The 19868-nt window shown below is 41.5% G+C and carries 23 protein-coding genes; 14 read left to right on the top strand and 9 right to left on the bottom strand.

The features are described 5' to 3' along the window. Positions 1 to 37 precede the first annotated feature (37 nt). Together VDIS_RS08715 and VDIS_RS08710 are read left to right on the top strand one after the other, a co-directional pair. Complete coding sequence (locus tag VDIS_RS08715; RefSeq protein ID WP_013336866.1) at positions 38 to 1069, top strand: polyprenyl synthetase family protein; 1032 nt, start codon at positions 38 to 40, stop codon at positions 1067 to 1069. Positions 1070 to 1153: 84 nt separating this feature from the next. Next, positions 1154 to 1906 carry an isopentenyl phosphate kinase gene (locus tag VDIS_RS08710; RefSeq protein WP_245522493.1) on the top strand — a complete coding sequence of 251 codons (753 nt, stop codon included), beginning with the start codon at positions 1154 to 1156 and terminating at the stop codon, positions 1904 to 1906. Here VDIS_RS08710 and VDIS_RS08705 read toward each other — a convergent pair. Then, positions 1903 to 2637 carry a hypothetical protein gene (locus VDIS_RS08705; RefSeq protein WP_013336864.1) on the bottom strand — a complete coding sequence of 245 codons (735 nt, stop codon included), beginning with the start codon at positions 2635 to 2637 and terminating at the stop codon, positions 1903 to 1905. The genes VDIS_RS08710 and VDIS_RS08705 overlap by 4 nt on opposite strands. Before the next feature lie 90 nt (positions 2638 to 2727). Here VDIS_RS08705 and VDIS_RS08700 point away from each other — a divergent pair, with 90 nt between their 5' ends. Then, complete coding sequence (locus tag VDIS_RS08700; protein ID WP_013336863.1) at positions 2728 to 3351, top strand: alpha/beta hydrolase family protein; 624 nt, start codon at positions 2728 to 2730, stop codon at positions 3349 to 3351. A 15-nt stretch (positions 3352 to 3366) separates the two neighbouring features. Here VDIS_RS08700 and VDIS_RS08695 read toward each other — a convergent pair whose 3' ends face one another. After that, positions 3367 to 3660 (bottom strand): hypothetical protein, encoded by a 294-nt coding sequence (locus VDIS_RS08695; protein WP_245522492.1) that lies wholly within the window; start codon positions 3658 to 3660, stop codon positions 3367 to 3369. Between the two features lie 126 nt (positions 3661 to 3786). Here VDIS_RS08695 and VDIS_RS08690 point away from each other — a divergent pair, with 126 nt between their 5' ends. Both VDIS_RS08690 and VDIS_RS08685 read left to right on the top strand, forming a co-directional pair. Then, positions 3787 to 4767, top strand: coding sequence for an ornithine cyclodeaminase family protein (locus VDIS_RS08690; protein ID WP_013336861.1), 981 nt, complete (start codon positions 3787 to 3789; stop codon positions 4765 to 4767). A 93-nt stretch (positions 4768 to 4860) separates the two neighbouring features. Continuing rightward, positions 4861 to 5322, top strand: coding sequence for an ArsR family transcriptional regulator (locus tag VDIS_RS08685; protein ID WP_013336860.1), 462 nt, complete (start codon positions 4861 to 4863; stop codon positions 5320 to 5322). Positions 5323 to 5336: 14 nt separating this feature from the next. Here VDIS_RS08685 and VDIS_RS08680 read toward each other — a convergent pair whose 3' ends face one another. Further along, complete coding sequence (locus tag VDIS_RS08680) at positions 5337 to 5765, bottom strand: roadblock/LC7 domain-containing protein (protein WP_013336859.1); 429 nt, start codon at positions 5763 to 5765, stop codon at positions 5337 to 5339. Between the two features lie 98 nt (positions 5766 to 5863). After that, positions 5864 to 6325, bottom strand: a complete 462-nt coding sequence (locus VDIS_RS08675; protein ID WP_013336858.1) for a metal-sulfur cluster assembly factor — start codon at positions 6323 to 6325, stop codon at positions 5864 to 5866. A gap of 122 nt (positions 6326 to 6447) precedes the next feature. On the opposite strand from VDIS_RS08675, the gene VDIS_RS08670 reads away from it, so the two are divergent. Together VDIS_RS08670 and VDIS_RS08665 are read left to right on the top strand one after the other, a co-directional pair. Continuing rightward, a complete protein-coding gene (locus VDIS_RS08670) occupies positions 6448 to 7530 on the top strand; it encodes an L-threonylcarbamoyladenylate synthase (protein ID WP_052885813.1) in 1083 nt (360 codons plus the stop codon). A gap of 130 nt (positions 7531 to 7660) precedes the next feature. Further along, positions 7661 to 8590, top strand: a complete 930-nt coding sequence (locus VDIS_RS08665) for a malate dehydrogenase (protein WP_013336856.1) — start codon at positions 7661 to 7663, stop codon at positions 8588 to 8590. Between the two features lie 20 nt (positions 8591 to 8610). On the opposite strand, the gene VDIS_RS08660 is transcribed toward VDIS_RS08665, so the two are convergent. Both VDIS_RS08660 and VDIS_RS08655 read right to left on the bottom strand, forming a co-directional pair. Further along, positions 8611 to 9042, bottom strand: a complete 432-nt coding sequence (locus VDIS_RS08660) for a hypothetical protein (RefSeq protein WP_013336855.1) — start codon at positions 9040 to 9042, stop codon at positions 8611 to 8613. Between the two features lie 33 nt (positions 9043 to 9075). Next, positions 9076 to 9318, bottom strand: a complete 243-nt coding sequence (locus VDIS_RS08655; protein WP_013336854.1) for a hypothetical protein — start codon at positions 9316 to 9318, stop codon at positions 9076 to 9078. Positions 9319 to 9482: 164 nt separating this feature from the next. Between VDIS_RS08655 and VDIS_RS08650 the strand changes: the two genes are divergently transcribed. Both VDIS_RS08650 and VDIS_RS08645 read left to right on the top strand, forming a co-directional pair. Then, entirely contained in the window at positions 9483 to 10184 is a 702-nt protein-coding gene (locus tag VDIS_RS08650) for a diphthine--ammonia ligase (protein WP_013336853.1), read from the top strand. Between the two features lie 19 nt (positions 10185 to 10203). After that, positions 10204 to 11487, top strand: coding sequence for an amidohydrolase (locus tag VDIS_RS08645; protein ID WP_013336852.1), 1284 nt, complete (start codon positions 10204 to 10206; stop codon positions 11485 to 11487). A 13-nt stretch (positions 11488 to 11500) separates the two neighbouring features. Here the strand turns inward: VDIS_RS08645 and VDIS_RS08640 are convergent, their stop codons facing one another. Beyond that, entirely contained in the window at positions 11501 to 12451 is a 951-nt protein-coding gene (locus tag VDIS_RS08640; protein ID WP_013336851.1) for an isoaspartyl peptidase/L-asparaginase, read from the bottom strand. A 133-nt stretch (positions 12452 to 12584) separates the two neighbouring features. On the opposite strand from VDIS_RS08640, the gene VDIS_RS08635 reads away from it, so the two are divergent. The 4 genes from VDIS_RS08635 (at position 12585) to ilvC (ending at position 17523) form a co-directional block, all read left to right on the top strand. Beyond that, positions 12585 to 13148, top strand: a complete 564-nt coding sequence (locus VDIS_RS08635; protein WP_013336850.1) for a helix-turn-helix domain-containing protein — start codon at positions 12585 to 12587, stop codon at positions 13146 to 13148. Positions 13149 to 13209: 61 nt separating this feature from the next. Next, positions 13210 to 15528, top strand: coding sequence for a TFIIS N-terminal domain-containing protein (locus tag VDIS_RS08630; RefSeq protein ID WP_148678298.1), 2319 nt, complete (start codon positions 13210 to 13212; stop codon positions 15526 to 15528). Between the two features lie 28 nt (positions 15529 to 15556). After that, positions 15557 to 16471 (top strand): hydroxymethylbilane synthase, encoded by a 915-nt coding sequence (gene hemC, locus VDIS_RS08625; protein ID WP_013336848.1) that lies wholly within the window; start codon positions 15557 to 15559, stop codon positions 16469 to 16471. A gap of 59 nt (positions 16472 to 16530) precedes the next feature. Continuing rightward, the gene (gene ilvC / locus VDIS_RS08620) at positions 16531 to 17523 is read left to right on the top strand and encodes a ketol-acid reductoisomerase (protein ID WP_052885812.1); all 993 of its coding nucleotides are present in this window, start codon (positions 16531 to 16533) and stop codon (positions 17521 to 17523) included. Between the two features lie 18 nt (positions 17524 to 17541). Here the strand turns inward: ilvC and VDIS_RS08615 are convergent, their stop codons facing one another. After that, on the bottom strand, positions 17542 to 18273 hold the full coding sequence (locus VDIS_RS08615; RefSeq protein ID WP_013336846.1) for a diacylglycerol/polyprenol kinase family protein: 732 nt from the start codon (positions 18271 to 18273) through the stop codon (positions 17542 to 17544). After that, positions 18227 to 18691, bottom strand: coding sequence for a DUF371 domain-containing protein (locus VDIS_RS08610; protein ID WP_013336845.1), 465 nt, complete (start codon positions 18689 to 18691; stop codon positions 18227 to 18229). Before VDIS_RS08610 ends, VDIS_RS08615 begins: the two co-directional genes overlap by 47 nt. 51 nt (positions 18692 to 18742) lie before the next feature. Between VDIS_RS08610 and VDIS_RS08605 the strand changes: the two genes are divergently transcribed. Next, positions 18743 to 19867 carry a tyrosine--tRNA ligase gene (locus VDIS_RS08605; protein ID WP_013336844.1) on the top strand — a complete coding sequence of 375 codons (1125 nt, stop codon included), beginning with the start codon at positions 18743 to 18745 and terminating at the stop codon, positions 19865 to 19867. Position 19868 lies beyond the last annotated feature (1 nt).

The following is a 19868-nucleotide window of genomic DNA, read 5'->3' as shown; positions in this document are numbered from 1 at the left end:
GGATATAACTTAATTACTGGCGTTAATCGTAAACCCGATGGACATTTTAGAGAAGCTTCATAGTCTCTATGGACGTGAAATTGACGAGCAATTAATTAAATACCTAAGTAAGGAGGTGAGTGAGGAGTTTAGGGATGCCGTGATTTACCAAGTATCCACTGGCGGTAAGAGATTAAGACCATTAATAACGTTGACAGCCGCGAGGGCTTGTGGCGGTGATTATAGGGTTGCGCTACCCGCCGCAGCAATCGTGGAATTAATACACAATTATTCCCTGATCTATGATGACATAATAGATGAGGCATTACTAAGGAGGAATAAGCCTACGGTTAGGGCTAAGTACGGTGATTACGCAGCAATATTAATCGGTATATGGTATAGGGAGGCCATTGAAGAAGCCATACTCGAGACTAGGGATCCAATAGCCTTCGCGAGGGAGACGGCGAATACCATACGCGCAATAGACGAGGGTGAGCGATTAGATATCTTGCTTGAATATGCTGGGCGCAGGGATCCATACTTCGTAGAGAATAGATTAGGGCCCAGGTTGCTGAGCAATTGGGAAGCCCTGTATAATACTTACGTGAAGATGATAAGCCTTAAGACCGCCGCCTTAATAAGGACGGCCGCTGTCTTTGGCGCGATGTCTGCTAATGCGCCACATTGTATTAAGCCATTGTCTGATTATGGCACGTATCTGGGGCTTGCCTTTCAGGTATTAGATGACATATTAGACATTTTTGGTGATGTTAAGAAATTTGGTAAGGAAATTGGTAAGGACATTAAGGAGCATAAGTTGGGTAATGCGGTCGTTGTAATGGCGTTGAAGGAATTAGGCGATAAGGATAGGGAGGAATTATTGAGTATTCTCGGTAAGACCACTGTCACGAATGACGATGTTAAGAGGGCTGTGGAGATAATATCGAAGACTAACGCCAGGGGAAACGCGTTGAGGATTGCCATGGACTTTGCGGAGAAGTCTGAAAGGGCATTAAGTGAGTTAGGGAGTAATGAGTTTGTTGATGATCTTAGGGAGATTTTGAGGTTTACGGTAACTAGGGAATTCTAGTGAAATTTATATTAAACATGAATAACCTCATACTTATAAGTCCAGCTTACGGTATTAACCACCGGAGGGCCGATGAGGCTTTTCATGATAAAGTTGGGGGGTAGCGCAATAAGTGATAAGTCAAGGCCACTTAGTTATAGGGAGGATTGGGTAAGGAAACTGGGCACCTTACTCGTTAAGGAGTTCAAGACAGGTAATAGGTTTATCCTGGTTCACGGAGGCGGTAGCTTCGCGCATCCTATGGCATTGGCTTATGGATTAAATAGGTATAGAGATCACGACCAATTAATTGGTGTATCCCTCACTTCAGCCGTACTCAATATTTTAAGCATGAAAATAACACTTACACTGACGTTGGTTGGGTTACCCATTTATCCGTTAAGGACAGGCTCAATATACATAATTAAAGATGGTAAGCCCCACCTGTTGATAGAGCCTATGCACATAATCGAATTAATTGAAAGGGGTGTAGTACCAATGCTTTATGGGGATGTTGTTGCTAGTGATGAGGATTTCTCCATAATCAGTGGTGATGATATAATGCTTGACTTAGGCTCAAAGTTAAGGCCGTCAGCGTCGATATTCTTGACTGACGTACCTGGAATACTTGATACTAATGGTGATGTCATTAAACAATTAACTAAAGCATCCATTGTTAATGAGAGGAGTACTTATCATATAGACGTGACTGGAGGCCTCATGAAGAAGATCCAGTCCGCAATGGAATTGGCTAGGTATACAAGGACCTACCTATGTGCGATATGGGATTTGGAATCAATAAGTAGGATACTTCATGACGAGGAGCCCAGTAAATGCACGAGGTTTTTATCTGATTAACTACTCCCTAATGATGTAAATAATGTCTCATTTAGGTATGTGCTATTCATGAGCTGTGAGCCATAAATTATCCCTGAGGCATCTACGGTGTTATGAGGCTTAACTACTATTAACAATGGGAAGTAAACGCTACTTGCATTAATACCCAATTTAGTGAGTAATTGTGGTAATAACGTTCCATAACCAACAATAAGCACTTGCGATCCATACGTATAATTACCCCAAAACGCGGTCGTAACCATGAAGTTCGATGTTCCAGGGCTGAAACTACAAAGTTCATATACGTAATTATCGAATTGCTGTATCACTGATAATGTTGCGGGGGCCTGAGTTGGCGGATTAGGAAATACTATAATTATGACGTTATAATTGTGGTACCGTGCAGCATTATAAAGTATTGGCCAGATATTGCATGATTCATCTATTAGGTATGGGTCATTAACTGTTAAGTACATTAATATGGGCTTCGTGTTATTTATCAATCCTAACGCTGTGGCATTTACTATTGAATTATTATATGGATTTATTAATGTTGAGAGCATATACTCGGTAATAACCGTGGCGTTAAGCTCAGTCTGGGTTTGTTGGTTCATTGTTAGCTTGGATACTATGCCGGGTAAGAATAGGACAATTATGAATGCCGCCTCACCAAGTATCACTAACGCCAGCGCTAAGTAAAACAGTCTTCCTCTACGCCTTTGGGGTCTTTTTGTCTTTCTTGATTTTGCCATGATCGATGTTAGGATCTATAATAAATTTATTAGGTTAACTCTCCACCGGTACCAAAACTTTATAACCAATTCAATGCACATGCCTTAACAATGAAGGCGTTGGCACTACATGGCTTTGGTTCAAGCCCCGAGAAGATAAATTGGCTTATTGGCCCACTGAGATCATTAAACCTAGAGGTAATAGCACCAACATATAGGGATTTTGAGGACGGTCTTAATAAGGTCAGGGAGTTACTTGAGGGGGCTAATGACAGATATATCATCGCTGGGCACTCAATGGGTGGTACAATAGCATTACTTACTGCATCAACCGTGGATCGAGTAGCTTGCGCAATCTCCGTGTCAGGACCAACTGATAGGTTAGCGCAGATTAGGTGGTTGCTCTCAGGTGAGCCTGGTAGTATTAGAAGGAGGACTTATGAGGAATTAATGAGAATTGATAATAGGCAGGTTACTGAGGAATTTCTCGTGAAGACTTCACCAATAAATTACTTAAGACCCAACCTACCGCCGATACTTTTAATTCATGGCACTAATGATGAGTTAGTGAGTATAAAGCAGGTGGAGGATTACTATGATAGGGCTAAGTCGCTTGGTAATGTGATTGAGTTAATACGTGTTGAGGGTATGCCGCATACACCTAGAGGTAAGGATATTAGGGTGATAGCTAAGGCCATTGAAAGCTTTGTGCGAAAATACTGTTTAAATGCATGATTTGAAGGAGGTAAGTTAATCAGCTACATAGGTTTCCAAGTGGGATTCCTCGTCAATGTACGGTGTCTTAACTAATTTATGTCCCTTATGAAGTGTTAATAATGACTTGTGCACCATCGTTTTGCAGTCCGAGCACCAGTAAAATTCGTCCTCATCCATCTCCTCATTAAATTCTACGAAGAATGGGCATTGCCACTCGGTCATGACCAACCTCATGTAATATGGGCTATCCTTATTCGTACAAATACCAATATTATCACGTAATTCATGAAGTCTAAAGTACTTGCAATCAATGCATTTAATCGCCATAAGCTCACCCACTATTTTACTTATAGCTAGAATTAATAAATCTGTCGCAAAATGTATAGACGGTATTTCTCTATTCATATCTATAGAGAATAATGCTTAAATTTTTCATCATAGTTCAAATGTAATATGAGACTATTAATAGTAAATGGAAGGGAGGTTGATGAGGCCCTAGATAGTAAGGATGGCGTTAACGGATTAATAAATGCCATAGCCGCGGCTTTTAAGGACTATAGCTCCGGCGTTGTTAAGATGCCGCAAAGAACAGTTATTTACCTTAATAATGATTGGTGGGGTGTTATGCCCTGTGGTGCACGTAACCTCGGATTTTCCGTTAAAATAGTCAATGTTATTGAGGGTAATAAGGCACGTGGTCTACCAACGACCCAGGGAATAGTCGTACTTATGGATGATATTACGGGACAGCCAATGGCAGTCATTAATGGCACAGCATTAACGGCGTGGAGAACCGCAGCCGCGACTGCGGTATCGGTCAAATATATGGCACGAAGTATGGATAACGTGACAATTATTGGTGCTGGATTGCAGGCAAGGTACCATTTAATATTATTATCTAGGGCTTTTCCCATAAGGAGAGTGTTCATACATTCAAGAACGAAAGAAAGGGCTCTTGAATTGGCTAAAATAGCCCAGGATAGAGGTATTGATGCCGTGGTAGTTGATTCAGGTTATGACGCTGTTAAGCAAGCTAGTATTGTAATAACGGCAACGACAAGCAAAGAACCCGTCATTCACGGCTCATGGCTTCATGAGGGAATGCACATAGCATCAATCGGCGCACCTGAGGTTAATGCTAGGGAATTGGATGATGATGTTATTCGTAAAGCATCCGTGATAGCTGTTGACTCACGCGCTGCTGTTATGAATGAGACTGGCGATATAATAATTCCAATGAAGAATGGCTTAATATCTGAAAAGAATTTAATTGAGATAGGTGAGATAATAAGCGGGGTAAGACAGGGTAGATCGAGAGATGAGGATATTACGTTGTTTAAGTCTGTTGGTATTGCTGTTGAGGATCTTGCGGCGGCAACTTACATATATAACTTAGTGAAAAGTAAGAATATGGGTGTCACTGTAGAGCTATAAGGTCTTAATTATATATAAATAATTTGATAAAATCATGCATCTATAGTGGAAAATGTTGGAGAAAAAGGTTTATAAAGAAACTCTGTGACACTGATGTTGGTGGTTAACGTGGTGTCTCTCATAACAATTAAGGAGAAGAGTACCGAAGAGATCCTTGAGGACGTCGATATTAAGTACATCCTTAGGTGCATACTTAGGCTCTCACCAACTGAGGTTGAGATTTACTACCTACTGCAGAATAAGGCCAAGGAACCACTGACCGTAGCTGAGATAGCGAAAGAGATGAATAAGTCAAGAAGTACTATTGAAAGGTCCTTAGTTAAGCTTGTCCAGCTTGGCTTGATCGCTAGGAGACCTGTACTCGCTAAGAATGGAGGTTATACCTATGTTTATTACACGAAGCCAATAGACTATGTTAAGCAGAAGCTGCTACAGTTAATTAATGCATACTATGAGAAGTCGAAGCAATTAATTGAGAATCTAACATCAGCTGCATTAATAGAGTCGTTAAATAGCATGGCAAATGAGGAGGGGTCTGACGGTAACTCCAATTAATTAAATGGTTAAAATTACTCAATTCCTAAACCTAAATCCGTTGATAGATCACGTAATCCCTCCTCAATCTCATACATCACAAAATTCATGTCCAATGCCTTATCAACAATCATTATTAATGCCAACTTACCAATGGATTTTACAATCAGTAGGTCCTGCCCTAGGGATATCACCAGCTCGGACAGGTTTGCCTCATTCAATGCCTTTCTTAGGTTAAGTTCAAGGTTCTTTATTGAGGACACTATTAATGCACCTAACCACTTTGGGTTGACATTAATATTATCTTTCATCTCTGATGCTATTGTGAATCCATCCATTGTAACTAAGGCAACGAACTTTATTAAGTCACTTGATTCCAATATTTCACTTAGTTTTTGCTGTACCCGCTCGGTCAATGTTCTTCCTGATGGAATACTGCTTGATGATGATAACACATTTTCCATTCTAAATATACCTTTTAAATCTTTTATTCATAATACAGAAGTGCAGTTATTTAGAAATAGACAATGAGAAATAATCATTGACTTTGGCTTTCATTAATTCACTGCTCACCCTCACTTACCTGGGGATTTTGTTCGTTCTGGGTCTTTAACCATTGTTCAACAATATCATAGCCATAAATCGCCTTAAACATCTCACGTCCTAACTTCGTCATCTTTAATGGGGTCCAGGGTGGATCGAAGACCACGTCAATCTCTATGTCCTTTGCATCTGGTATGGCCTGTTGAATTGCGGCACCAACCTGATAACCAAGGTTTTCAGATAGTGGGCAACCCACTGCTGTTAGTGTCATTTTTACATGAACGACTTTATCATTATCCATCATTACTTCATAAATAAGCCCTAGGTCATACACGTTAATCGGTATTTCTGGGTCATACACATTACGCAAAATTTCTATCAACTCCTTAACCTTATCATTGGGCAGGTTCGTCTTGAATATTGGTTCCTCTGTCTCTTCATTATTTGTAGTGCCTATTACCTCTTCATTAGACACTGCCATTAAAATCACCAACAGTGTCACGGAGACTTATTTATAAACCTATCTAGCTTATTGATAATAATTACCCGTGTACAGCAATGTTACGTAGATGGATTTATAAGTGTCAGGTATTGATAAACGTGATGCTTAAGGTACGTAAGGTAGATCCTTTAAATCCTGATAATTCCATAATCAAGGAGGCAAGTGATTACATTAAGAATGGATACTTGGTGGCATTCCCTACGGAGACTGTTTATGGATTAGGTGCAGATACATTTAATGGCGAGGCATGCCTAAAGATCTTTAAAGCTAAGGGTAGACCACCGGATAACCCACTTATAGTGCATATATCAGATATGAACGAGCTCGATAGGGTCGCCATTGATATACCGGAAATCGTATTTCCAGTAATTAGGAAGGCATGGCCAGGACCCCTAACCTTAATCCTACCTAAATCGCCTGACGTGCCTAAGGAGGTCACTGGTGGTCGTAATACGGTGGCTGTGAGATCACCTGCACACCCCGTGGCACTTGCATTAATTAAATCATCTAGAACGCCCATAGCTGCGCCAAGCGCCAATAAGTCAGGTAGACCAAGCCCCACGTTGGCTGAACATATAATTGAGGATTACGCTAATGACAATGTTGAAATGATTCTACTTGATGCAGGGCCTACGTTTTTTGGTGTTGAGTCTACAATAGTGGATGTAACTAGGAATCCACCTGTATTGCTAAGGCCTGGTCCCTTTACAATTGAGGAATTAAGGTCATTATTTAACACTGAAATTGTGGTCCCAGAATTTGCAAGGGGTTTGGGTGAGGCCGACGTTGCCCTGGCGCCTGGTATGAAGTATAAGCATTATGCACCGCGTACGCAGTTAATAGTTGTTGAGTGTGAGAAATATGATTCATTAATTAAGTTATTACGTGACGTGGCCTTGAATTATCTAAATAAGAAATTGAAGGTAGCATTACTAATCACGAAGGAAACAGCCAGCGAATTAATGAAATACCCCGAAATCAATGAATTGCCAATAATAATAATGGGCTATAGGGAAAATCCATACACAATAGCCGCATCATTATTTGATTCGTTAAGGAGTCTTGATAGGCTCAATGTAGACCTAGGTATTGCCGAGGGTATTGAGGAGAGGGGCATTGGATTAGCTGTAATGAATAGGTTAAGGAAGGCGTCAGGTTTTTCCATAGTTAAATGTAAAATGTGAGTAATAGGTGATTCAGTAACGTCTTTCATAAATTGAAATCACAGATTCAGAAGCGCTTATTACTATTGATACATTGTAGATGGATTAAAGTTAAAAATACGTCAATTAATGTAAGTAATGGGTGAATTAGATGATAACGATAATAGGTAGTGGTCGTGTCGGTGCAACCACAGCTGCCTTCCTCATGTTCTTCGAACCAGACAATGAGATAGTCCTCATAGATGTAATAAAGAACCTGCCCCAGGGTGAGGCTCTTGACCTGAACCACGCGGCTGCAATACTTGGTAAGTCTGTTAGGTATAGGGGTAGTAATGATTATAAGGACATGGAGGGTAGTGACCTAGTAATAGTCACTGCTGGTCTCGCCAGAAAGCCTGGAATGACCAGGGAGGAGTTGGCGGCTAAGAATGCGGAAATCGTAGCCTCAATAGCTGAGCAGATTAGGAAGTACGCGCCGAACTCCATTGTTATAATCACGACAAACCCACTCGATGCGATGGTTTACGTGCTTTACAAGAAGCTTGGCTTCCCAAGAAATAGGGTCATCGGCTTCAGCGGTGTTCTTGACTCACAGAGAATGGCCTACTATGCATCCCTGCTAGTTGGTATCGCCCCAGAGTCAATAATACCCGTTGTGCTTGGGCAGCATGGCGAAAACATGTACCCAGTGCCGGAGGCATCCTTCGTATATGGAAAGCCACTCACTGAGTTCATAACAAAGGAACAGTATGACGATATTGTTAAGAAGACAGTTCAGGCCGGTGCAGAGATAACTAACCTAAGAGGCTTCAGTAGTAACTGGGGTCCAGCAGCTGGCCTTGCATTGATGGTTGACTCGATAAAGAAGGATAGAAAGAGAATATTCGAGGCATCAGTGTACTTAGATGGTGAGTATGGAGTAAGGGATGTCTTTGCGGAGGTTCCTGTTGTACTTGGTAAGAACGGTGTTGAGAAAATAATAGAGCTTAATTTAAATGAGGAGCAGAAGAAGAAATTCTTAGCAAGTGTAGAGGCAATTAGAAAGAATCTAATGCAGGTGCCTCCGCAATTCCTATCATAGCAAGAATTACGCTGATAAATTCATGTAAAACTACTTATATATTTTCTAACGTTTTCCCGCAATAAATTAACTACTCTTGATAATAATTCCTCATGGTTTAAGACATACTTAACTAGGGTCTTTACAGCCGTTGCGAAGTCATTAATATAATTGCTTATGAATTCTGGGTCGTTAATTAACGTGATTCCATCCTGAACGTTCCTAACGAATTCATTAACTAGGGATGTTGTATTTTCATTAAAACATTCCATTAATAATCTTAACATATTGTTTAGCATTCTATTCTCTTTATCCAAATGATCCCTCACAGTATTTAACAATTGATCATGTATTGCCTCATTATTTCTAGATTTAATTAATAATAGAAATATCATGTAATGCTCTATAACTGCCACGGAGTAAAAGGTCATCAGGGCATTCAACAAATCATCAATACACTCCACATTACTCATTATTAAGCAACACCAGGTTACTAATTTTTAATATCACTTCTTTGCTGTCTTCTTAACTTCACCAACGACCTCTCCATACATGCTTATCGAGAATTGCCTACCGCACTTTGGACATGCTATTGATATACCCATGTTATACCAGGATTCACCCATCTCGACCTCAAAGACATGGCCGCAGTATGGACACTTAGCCCTAATTTTTAACAATCTCTCTGGTACACCGCCCGAGTACTCCCAATCCTCAGGGAACTGCCATTCTTCTCCTTCGCTACTCATCGAGGGTTTGGGCACTATTTAGTGAATTAAAAACATTTCTATTTACGGATTACGAATATTGAATTTTCATAAGTTCTCCTCTACTACGTACGAATTTTACAATTCAGTTTTAAGTACGATCTAAATTAGTATTTTAAATTTTTATAGACTTAGAAACATCGATAATGAAGGTTTGTTCATTATTCTCAGGTGGTAAGGACTCGACCTACGCTCTACATTGGGCTGTACTTAAGGGTTTTGACGTTGTTTGCTTGCTCACGTTAATGCCTCACCGTGTTGACTCATGGATGTTCCACTACCCAAATATTGAGTGGACAAGGTATCAAGCGGAGGCGTTGGGCATTTCCCAGGTTATTTATGAGACTAGTGGCGTTAAGGATCTTGAGCTTGAGGACTTGAAGATTGCTTTTAACGAAGTTAAGAGGAAGTATGGGATCATTGGTATAGTGACTGGGGCTTTATTATCTGATTATCAGAGGATGATGATAAATATCGTAGCCCACGACGTAGGTTTAAGGGTTTATTCACCGTTATGGAGGAAGGATCAAGTCACTTACTTAAGGGATTTATATCGCCAGGGATTTAGGTTCGTATTAACGTCAATAAGTACCATGGGTATAAACCCTAGGTTGTTAGGCAGGGTGTTAACACTTGATGACATTGAGGAATTAATAAGCTCAGCGTTGAAGTACGGCTTTAACCCAGCATTAGAGGGTGGTGAGGGGGAGACCTTCGTTGTCGATGCACCATTATTTAGATATAGGGTTGTCATTGATGATGGTGAAGTTAAGAAATTAGGTCAATATTCATGGATTTACATAATTAAGTCCGTACACCTGGAACCAAAGGTTTTAGATAATAAATAAGCTATAACATTGGTCGCTCATGGATTATCTACTTAAAAATTGCGACTTTGTACTAACGTGGATTAATGATGAGCTTAGGATACTTAAGAACGTGGATATAGCAATTAGTGACGGATCAATAATGAATGTTGGCACTATAACTGAGGGTGGGTTTGAGGAGATTGATTGTTCAGGTCATGTCGTAATTCCAGGGCTTGTTAATGCGCATACCCATACACCAATGTCTCTATTGAGGGGTTTCTATGATGATGCCGAATTAATGACATGGCTTAGCAAGATGTGGAGTGTGGAGCGTGAATTAACGAGGGACATAGTAGCCCTCGGCAGTGAGTTATCTATTATTGAGATGTTAATGAGCGGTACAACGGCATTCATAGACATGTATCATTACCCAGACGTGACCGCTGACGTAGCGTTAAAGTACGGGTTGAGAACTGCCTTGGGTCCCACGTTCATAGACACATTAAGGAGACCCTCATGTGTTGAGAATGAATTAAGGAATTTCGTGAGTAAGTACGGTGATTCATCGTTGATAAGACCGATAATAAATGTCCATAGTATCTATGCTGTGGGTAAGGATACGTTGTTAAGGATTAAAGACTTAAGTGATGGTCTTAATTTACCAATCCAGGTACATGTGTCTGAAACGAGGGATGAGGTTTATGAGTCGAAGAAGAAGTATGGCATGTTCCCTGTAGAATACCTAAACTCACTGGGTTTAATCTCTAGTAGGGCTCAACTCGTTCATTTAGGATGGGTTACTAATTGGGAGTTGAATATTATAGCCAGGACTAATGCCCGTGTAACCCACGCACCAACATCAAACATGAAACTGGCCACTGCCGGTCACTTTCCAATGAGGGAGTTAATGGATATTGGCGTTGTGGTGACGTTGGGCACTGATGGGCCCGCTAGTAATAATTCCCTTGACATGTTTAGAGAGATGAAGATGGCAGTACTGCTTCAGAGACACTCATATTGGGACGTGAGCATTAAGGCGATTCACGCATTCAAGGCGGCAACACTTAATGGCTATAAATTACTAGGCCTTAATGGTGGTTGCGTAAATAATGGTTGCGTAGCAGACCTAGTGTTGCTTGACTTAGGTAGTCCGAGGCTTCAACCTGCTAGGCTTGATAATATTCTATCAAATATTGTCTATTCAGCGGACGGCTCAGACGTGGATATGGTAATCGTTAATGGTAAGATAATTTATGATAAGTCCAGGGATTATCAAGCGTTTAGGGAACGGGCAAGAAGAATCAGCGAAAGACTTAATGACTTCATAGGTAAGTTCATATGAATAAAGCACTCATTCATGGGAATGGGTCACCGGGGAAGTGCGCCACTATTACTTTATCCATGCCCTCCCTACCCCATGCCCTCCCCATGACCTCCGTATTAAATGCTGAAGCTACATTACCTAAACTATCAATTGCTATCAACCCAATATTACCTGGACCGAATAGGCTGGTCACGTAATTAACGACTTGCTTAACGGCATCACTGACCTTAATGCCGCCTTTAATCAGCATGGCAACCCTAAATGAGGCCATGGCCCTAATGATGAATTCCCCAATGCCCGTAGCAGACACCGCACATACACCATTCTCAGCCCAATAGCCAGCACCTGGAAGTGGTGAATCGCCAACCCTACCAGGCCACTTAAGTATCGTACCACCTGTCGACGTTGCCGCGGCCAGGTTACCATCCCTGTCCAATGCGACTGCGCCCACCGTACCCAATAAGCCTAACCTCCTGGCGAGGTCCGTGTTTTTCTCATATCGTGAACGTAAATTCCTGAGCAAGGATTTATACCTATTAATTTTAGATTCGTTTATTAATTCCGTTGATGGTACCCAAAGCCCAAATTGCCTAGCTAATTCTTCAGCGCCCTCCCCGGTTATTAATACGTGATCGGTTCTCTCCATAACAAGCCTAGCGAGCCTTATCGCATTTATAACATGCTTAACAGATGCCACAGCTCCAACACTTAGGTCTTTACCCCACATGACGCCGGCGTCCTGCTCAACCTCACCATATAAATTCAGTACCGAACCCTTACCAGCATCATAAGATCCATCAAGCTCCATGGATGTAACGGCCTCAACAACCATGTCCAGGGCATTACCCCTCTTGGCTGCCTCGAGACCTGCCCTTACAGCATTTACTAAACCATTTAAGTATCTTTGTCTGTGCTCCTCATTAACGAAGTAACCCAGGCTACCAGCACCTCCGTGAACCGCGATCGTGGCCTTTACGTTCATCAAGTTTTAAGAGTGGTTAGTCTTCCCTTATATTATTTATCATTGCTACTGTATATTAATAAGTATTACATGGGTAATTCATTAATTTAAGGACATAAACTGATTTTTAACCGAGGACAGTACCAATAAATGTATGTCGAGTAAATTAACGAAGACTGAGGAGTTAGCTGCTAAGCTTTACTTTAATGAGGGATTGAAACCTAAGGAGATAGCTCAGAAGCTCGGTATATCCGTAAACACCGTGTACAAGGCAATATCTAAGTATAGGGCCTTCACCAAAAATATTGACCAGGCATTAAATCAGCTGAATGATGATAAGCAATTAAATAAAGTAGATACTCAAATGAATAATAACAATAGCTCATACTTATTAGGTGGTTATGGCAATATCCTTAACGTGAGCCTATCTATCATTACGGGAATGCCTGATCCACAACTAAGGAATGATTATTTATATGAGAGCGCTTATCAAGGTGAGTTAATAAAGGAATTGAAATCTCTTAAAGAATTAATTGGCAAGCTCATTGAGAAGGTTGAGGAGCTTGAGAAGAGGAGTAAGGATGGTTGCATCCCTGGTACTGTGAAGGGGCAGGACATTATTGTTAATAATGAGCAGTTTAATAATGATTCGTTGCCTGATTTTATACGAGATAATCCATGGATCGACGTCATTAAGTCGATACATGCCGACGTTTAGTTTCTCTCTTTCGATTATTAAGAGAGAAACGGTTTATAAAGTATCTCGTAGTTTTTATTATGTGAAACAGAACGTAACAACAAACATTCTCTTTACGCTAACGGATACTGCTACAGCCACATTACTTTACATAGTCTTTCCAATAATACCTTTCTACGTATTTATAACATTATTAGCCCTAATCATTACATCATCGGCACTTAAAAGGTACGGTTTAACGACAGCCATCTTAGTAACATATGTGGTGCTGACATTCATTACAGCCCTAGGCCATGCATCATTACTAATAATGCCACTGCTCCTAACTACCTACTTAATAACCGAGGCTGGTGTCATTAATGACATAGCCATAGTATCATGGGCCTTACTATTCACACCGCTGTATTGGCTATCAATACCCCTCTCAATAGCACCATCTATAAAGGGCTATAGTGTCAGGTCAGCGGTCATCTTCTCACTCCTCACATTACTGTACGTAATTGGTGTTGCGTACCAGGGTATTACGTGGACGCCGATAATGGTCATTCACGTAACGAACCTTAACTTAGTACGTGGAATGGAGTCCCTAATATTCGATGGTTCAGGTAATTTACTCACTATATATAGTGAATTAAGTAATGTGATGCTTTACTTCGTCTTCATAATAATCATGACAATACCACCTTTGATAAGCAGGTATTTGCCGAGACTCACCATAATATGGCCAATGAGTAGAGATATCTCGCAAATAATAATGAATTTAGTACCACAATTAATAACGGTATCTCTTCTTTATATACCCTTAATTAATGATTTATGGAATTATTACATAACACCACTACTTGTCGTTGGGTCGCTAATTATTGGGTTTAGTACCTACGCACTTGATATTGCGCAGTCTAGGCTTAAGGTAGTGACTCAATCAGTATTACGTACTAGAAAGAGGTCCCCAATTGTAATACCAATAATTGATCCATTAATGATCACCGAGTACGGTTATTGGATTAAGAAATTGCCTAAGGACTATGTTGATCTTGCGAATACCATAGTAAATATATTATCTAAGACCGGAGTAGTAGCATTGCATGCCTCATTACCTCAGGATAAGGTTGAAATAATCGCAAAGGCGTTATTTGGATTAACTAGAGCTAAGGGATTCATAATTAAGGGTGATATCAATGAGTTAACAAATGACGTTAATTGGTTTATTAGAACCCATGAGAAGGCATTGCTTGTATTGATTCCGAACGAAATTAATAAGGACATGATATTAAGTCTAATTGATTATAACAAACGCATGAAGCTTTATGCCTTAATAATAAATAATGGTAATAATGACGTTATAAGTAAACTGAGGAAGTACGGCATTGAAGTCATAACTTATGGTGAGACGGAGAATACGGAGATTAATCAAAAGCAGACTAAGAATGTTGAGGAGACACAATTAAAGCAAGGTAATATGACTGAAACAGTCATTAACACTAACGCCCTAAATAATAACCCAACTCCAATTAATGAGGAGCCAATTCAGACAAGTAATGCACCAATAAATATGGAAATCACGACAACACCTGCCAGAGTAGTTAATGAGAAAAGCGTGAACAGGAATAATGAGGTAGCCACTAATTTACAACTGGAAAAGGGTATTACGAAGGAGGAAAAGGCCTTAGAGGGTCCTAAGCCCTCGATACGTAAGGAAAAGACGAAAGGCGAGACGACGAGGGAGAAGCCCAGGGCTAGGGGTAAGAATGTTAATGCCAATGTTGTGATTACGCTTGATCCCGTTGATTTAATAAGTATGAACACAAAGTCTAAACTCATTGATTATATAGACTCGTCTATTAGGTTAAGAGATATGATGAGTAACCTTGGGCTTAAGTACATAACGTCAATATTAGTGGTGGGTCCACCTAAGTCGGGGAAGACCGCGTTAATAAACTACGTGGCTAAGCACCTTGGAGTGGCGATTATTGATTATAAGGACCCAAGTATTTCCATAATTGATAATGCAATAGTTCACGTACCGAACTTTGAGGGAGCGATTAACGAGGATTTGAACCATGTGCTTAAGCTTTTGAACATAGCCAGGGCTAAGCACCTAGTCATTGTGTTTGAGAGTAGTAATCCATGGTCTGTGGATCCCGACTTTATTAGGAAAAACGTTGATGCAGTGATACCCATATTGCCTATTTATGATGATTATATTAATGAGGTTATTGAGGGTAAGCTTAGAGTTAATGATAAGGATAAGGAGGTAATTAAGGGTATAATTAAGTCGTGCCCGGCCGTTGAGGCTATTGAGAAGATAAAGCTATACTTGTCATCTAGGGATGGTACAAGCATAATATGTGAAGACACGTTTAGGAAGTACCAGGACTTCGCTCAATCAATTAGTGTTTAAATATAGTGATTACTAGGACTATTGCGTAATGAGAATTAGAATTGCGACAAGGGGAAGTAGGTTATCGCTGATACAGACGGAGATTGTGATGAACATGATTAGGAGGGTTGAGCCTAACGTGCGGTTTGACGTGATAATTGTAAGGACCACAGGCGATGTTATTCAGGATAAGCCATTATATGCCATTGGTGTTAAGGGGATTTTTGAGAAGGAGGTTAACCTGGCGCTGCTGAGGAATGAGGCGGACATAGCCGTACATAGCCTCAAGGACCTGCCCAGTGAGATTAGTCCAGGTCTTGTGGTTGCTGGGTTCTCGCCTAGGGATCCGCCATTCGATGTCTTAGTCGTTAAGGATGATTACCCAAGTGAATTAATGGCATTACCAAGTGGTGCTAGGGTTGGCACATCAAGTGTTAGGCGTAGGGCATTCCTCCTTAATGTTAGGAGGGATATCTCAATAAACGTAATTAGGGGTAATGTCGACACACGAATTAATAAATTAATCAGGGGCGATTACGACGCCATTGTAATCGCGGAGGCAGGCCTTGTGAGACTAATAAATGACGTGAAATCACTTAACATTAAGTACACCCGCATATCCCCTGATGTGTTACCACCAGCGCCTGGGCAGGGCATAATAGCGGTTGTTGCCCGTGAAAAGGACACGGACCTAGTAGATCTCCTGAATAAGGCTAGCGACCCCAAGGCTAGGGCTGAGGCATTAGCTGAAAGGGCGTTCTTAAGGACTATCGGTGGTGGATGTCACGTACCCGTTGGCGGTATGGCTATTCATGAGGGGGCTCGTATGGAGTTTATTGCAGGTATGGCTGATTTAAATGGGGAGAGGAAAGTCCTTGTTAAGCTAAGCGGTTCGCCATCAAATCCTGAGGAGCTTGGGGTGAATGCTGCGCGTGAATTACTTAAGCGGTGGAGTGAGGGATAAACCTTGGATTCTAATGCGTTATTATGAATGTTTATATTAATGTTTATTATCTGCTTATTATGGCGAAGCTTTACTTCGACGGAGATGCTGAGTTGATAAGGGGTAAGGTTATATCGATGATAGGCTTTGGTAACCAAGGAAGCGCCCAAGCCCTAAATCTTAGGGATGGTGGTTTCAACGTTATAATAGGTAATATAGAGGATGAGTATGCAAACCGAGCTAGGAGTCTTGGCTTCACTGTGTATTCAATACCGGAAGCTGTTAAGCGCGGTGATGTTGTGGTTATGGCTATTCCAGATGAGGTTCAGCCAGAGGTTTGGATAAGAGACATTGCGCCGAATTTATCGCCAGGTAAAATCGTGGTCTTCCTAAGTGGTTATAATGTATATTATGGTTTCATAAAGCCGCCTAAGGACGTTGACGTTATAATGGTCGCTCCGAGGATGATCGGTGAAGGAGTTAGGGATAACTTCGTGAATGGTAAGGGGTTTCCCGTACTGATCGGTGTTGCGAATAATTATAGTGGTAGGGCATGGGACCACGCACTGGCATACTCAAAGGCCATTGGTGCCATTGGTAAACCAGGTGGTGTGGCTGTCGAGTCGAGCTTTGAGGAGGAGACGATAACAGACTTATTCAGTGAGCATACGTGGGCTGGGGCATTCTTATTTCTACTGGCTGAGGGCTATAATGTGCTTGTTGAGAATGGCGTGTCTCCTGAGGCTGCCATGCTTGAGCTTTGGGCCTCTGGTGAATTGATAGCCATTACTAAGGCGATCGTTGAGAAGGGATTATTCGCACAGCTTAAGGGTCATTCCACGACTAGTCAATATGGCCACTTAACCTGGGGTCCTAGGTACGTGACTGATGAGGTTAAGAAATTAATGAGGGAGGCGATTAGGCAAATTAAGGATGGCACATTTGCTAGGGAATGGGCTCTCGAGAGGATGCTTGGCTATCCAGTCTTCAATAGGCTTTGGGATGAGATAATGAGAGGTAGGGTTTGGCAGGATGAGGATAGGCTCTATAGGGCCTTGGGTAGGCGTAAGTAAATGCCTATTATCTTGTCATTACGTAATTACGGGTAGCCTGAGGGCCATGGCCATTAAAGACGTGGTTATTGGTATCGCCAGGTTATCCTCCATCCCGTATGCTTCGGCTAATGCTGCAACTACTGTTACTGCCAGGGAGCCGATTAATTGATTCGTGAATAGGAATAGTACTGTGGCTAGCGATGCCATGCCCACGAGTGTGCCCTCCATGGTGGCATTGCTAAAGGGCAACCTGACTCTACCGAGGAGTATACCACCTATCGCGCTCATTGTATCGTAGACTATCACTGACATTATCCCGTAAATAACGTAATTACCAGTTAGCAACTGACTAATTAGTACTCCGATGGCGCCCATTAAAATGCCTAAGTAGCCACCTCTTCTTTCATAATCCCTCTCAACACTCTCAAGTAATTCCTTAACGGTCTTCTCAAGTTTCATTAATCCATCGTCTAGGGTATCTATCGGTATTGCCGAGCCTATTGGCGACTTAGTGATCTGCTGTAGTATTGACCTCCTGGCGCTTGTTAATGCGTCAAGCAGGACTATAGTAATTATTGGCCTCTTAACCTGGATAACGTATATCACGGAAACGCCTAGGGTAATTAGCGTGAAGTACAGTGTTGTTGATATGCCGTAGGTCTTCAGGTTCACTATAAATGGTATTATTAAGAATATAGATAGCGCAACGTGGATCAACTTCCTAAGTGCCATCGCCTTCAACTGTTCTATCCTGCTCAAGGTCAACACCTATAATATAGACTGTCAAGGGGCTCTCTTTCTTTAACCTATCTATGAGCCTTCTATCTATATCAATCGCCGCCTTATTCGCCCTAATCATTAGTGTTGCATCATCAATGTAATTACTCCTCCTAATGATTAATTTATTATCATTGCCCAGGGTAAGCTTTGAGGAGCCCATACCAACTACGTAGTCGAGATAGTCGTCAACCACAAACATTGCTATCACTATTGACCCATCCTTCTTAATAATCTCCTTAAGTTCGGGGCTTATACCCGATAAACCCTTATCGGCCTTAATACCGATTATACAATCACCCCTGGGCGTTAAGTAATCATCCCTTGTAATCTCAATCGTGGTCCTATGCCTAGCCCTAACATTGACATGACCCCAAGCCCTTATCCTATCAATGACTACCCGAACCACGTAGATTTATATCAATAAAGCTTAATTATCTTAATTTTAACGGTAATAATAATGGATATTGAGGAGAGATTATCATTGATAACCAGGTATCCAACGGAGGAGGTACTCACGGTTGACGAGTTAAGGCAATACCTGGAGACAGGGGCTAAGCTGAAGCATTACATAGGCTTTGAGATAAGTGGCTATATACACATTGGTACGGGCATTGTAAGTCTATCAAAGGTTGTTGATTTACAGAGGGCTGGTATTGAGGTTTCGATATTGCTCGCTGATGTGCACTCATGGCTTAATAATAAACTTGGCGGTGACCTTGAACTAATTAGGAAGGTTGCAAATAGGTATTACGTAGAGACGTTCAAAAAAGCCATTGAGGTTCTTGGTGGAGACCCAGACAACGTTAAATTCTACATGGCGAGCGACTTATACCACAATAATGATGAGTACTGGTACCTAATACTCGACCTTGCCAGGATGACGAACCTAGCCGACATTAGGCATAGCCTAACAATACTTGGTAGGAAGATGGGTGAGTCAATACCCATGTCATGGCTCGTATACCCACTGCTCCAGGTGGCTGACGTATTCGTGATAGGTTCGCACATTGCGCATGGCGGTATTGACCAGAGGAAGGCCTATGTGCTTGCGAGGGAAGTCGCTTTGAGGGTTAGGTTTTACCCATTGATGCTTAATAATGAGAAGGTAAAGCCAATAGCCCTATTTCACAGCCTAATACCAGCCCTTAACATAACTGGGAAGGAGTCTAAAGAGGAGTTGAGTGAGATGAAGATGAGTAAGTCATTACCGGATACCGCCATATTCCTGCACGATAGTGCTGAAGCCATTCGCCAAAAGATACTCAAGGCATATTGCCCACCCAGGGAAACTAAGATGAACCCCGTGATTGAGCTTGCGCATTTATTCTCATTCAGGGAGCGTAGGGATAAGCCATTCATTATCGAAAGGCCGCAACAGTACGGTGGTGGAAGGCTTGAGTTCTGGACGTTCGATGAATTAGTCAAGGCGTATACCGAGGGTAAGATACACCCACTGGACCTTAAGAATGCTGTTGCTGATGAGGTTGTTAAGTACCTTGAGCCAATAATTAAGTGGTTCCAGGAGGGGCAGGGAGCCAAGTTGATAGAGGAGATGAGTAGTATAATGAAGATAACGAGGTAGC

Origin of the sequence: Vulcanisaeta distributa DSM 14429, assembly GCF_000148385.1 — an archaeon.
Taxonomy (GTDB): Archaea; Thermoproteota; Thermoprotei; order Thermoproteales; family Thermocladiaceae; genus Vulcanisaeta; species Vulcanisaeta distributa.
The sequence above is the reverse complement of the archived record's forward strand: the minus strand, read 5'-3'. Positions and strand labels throughout refer to the sequence as shown.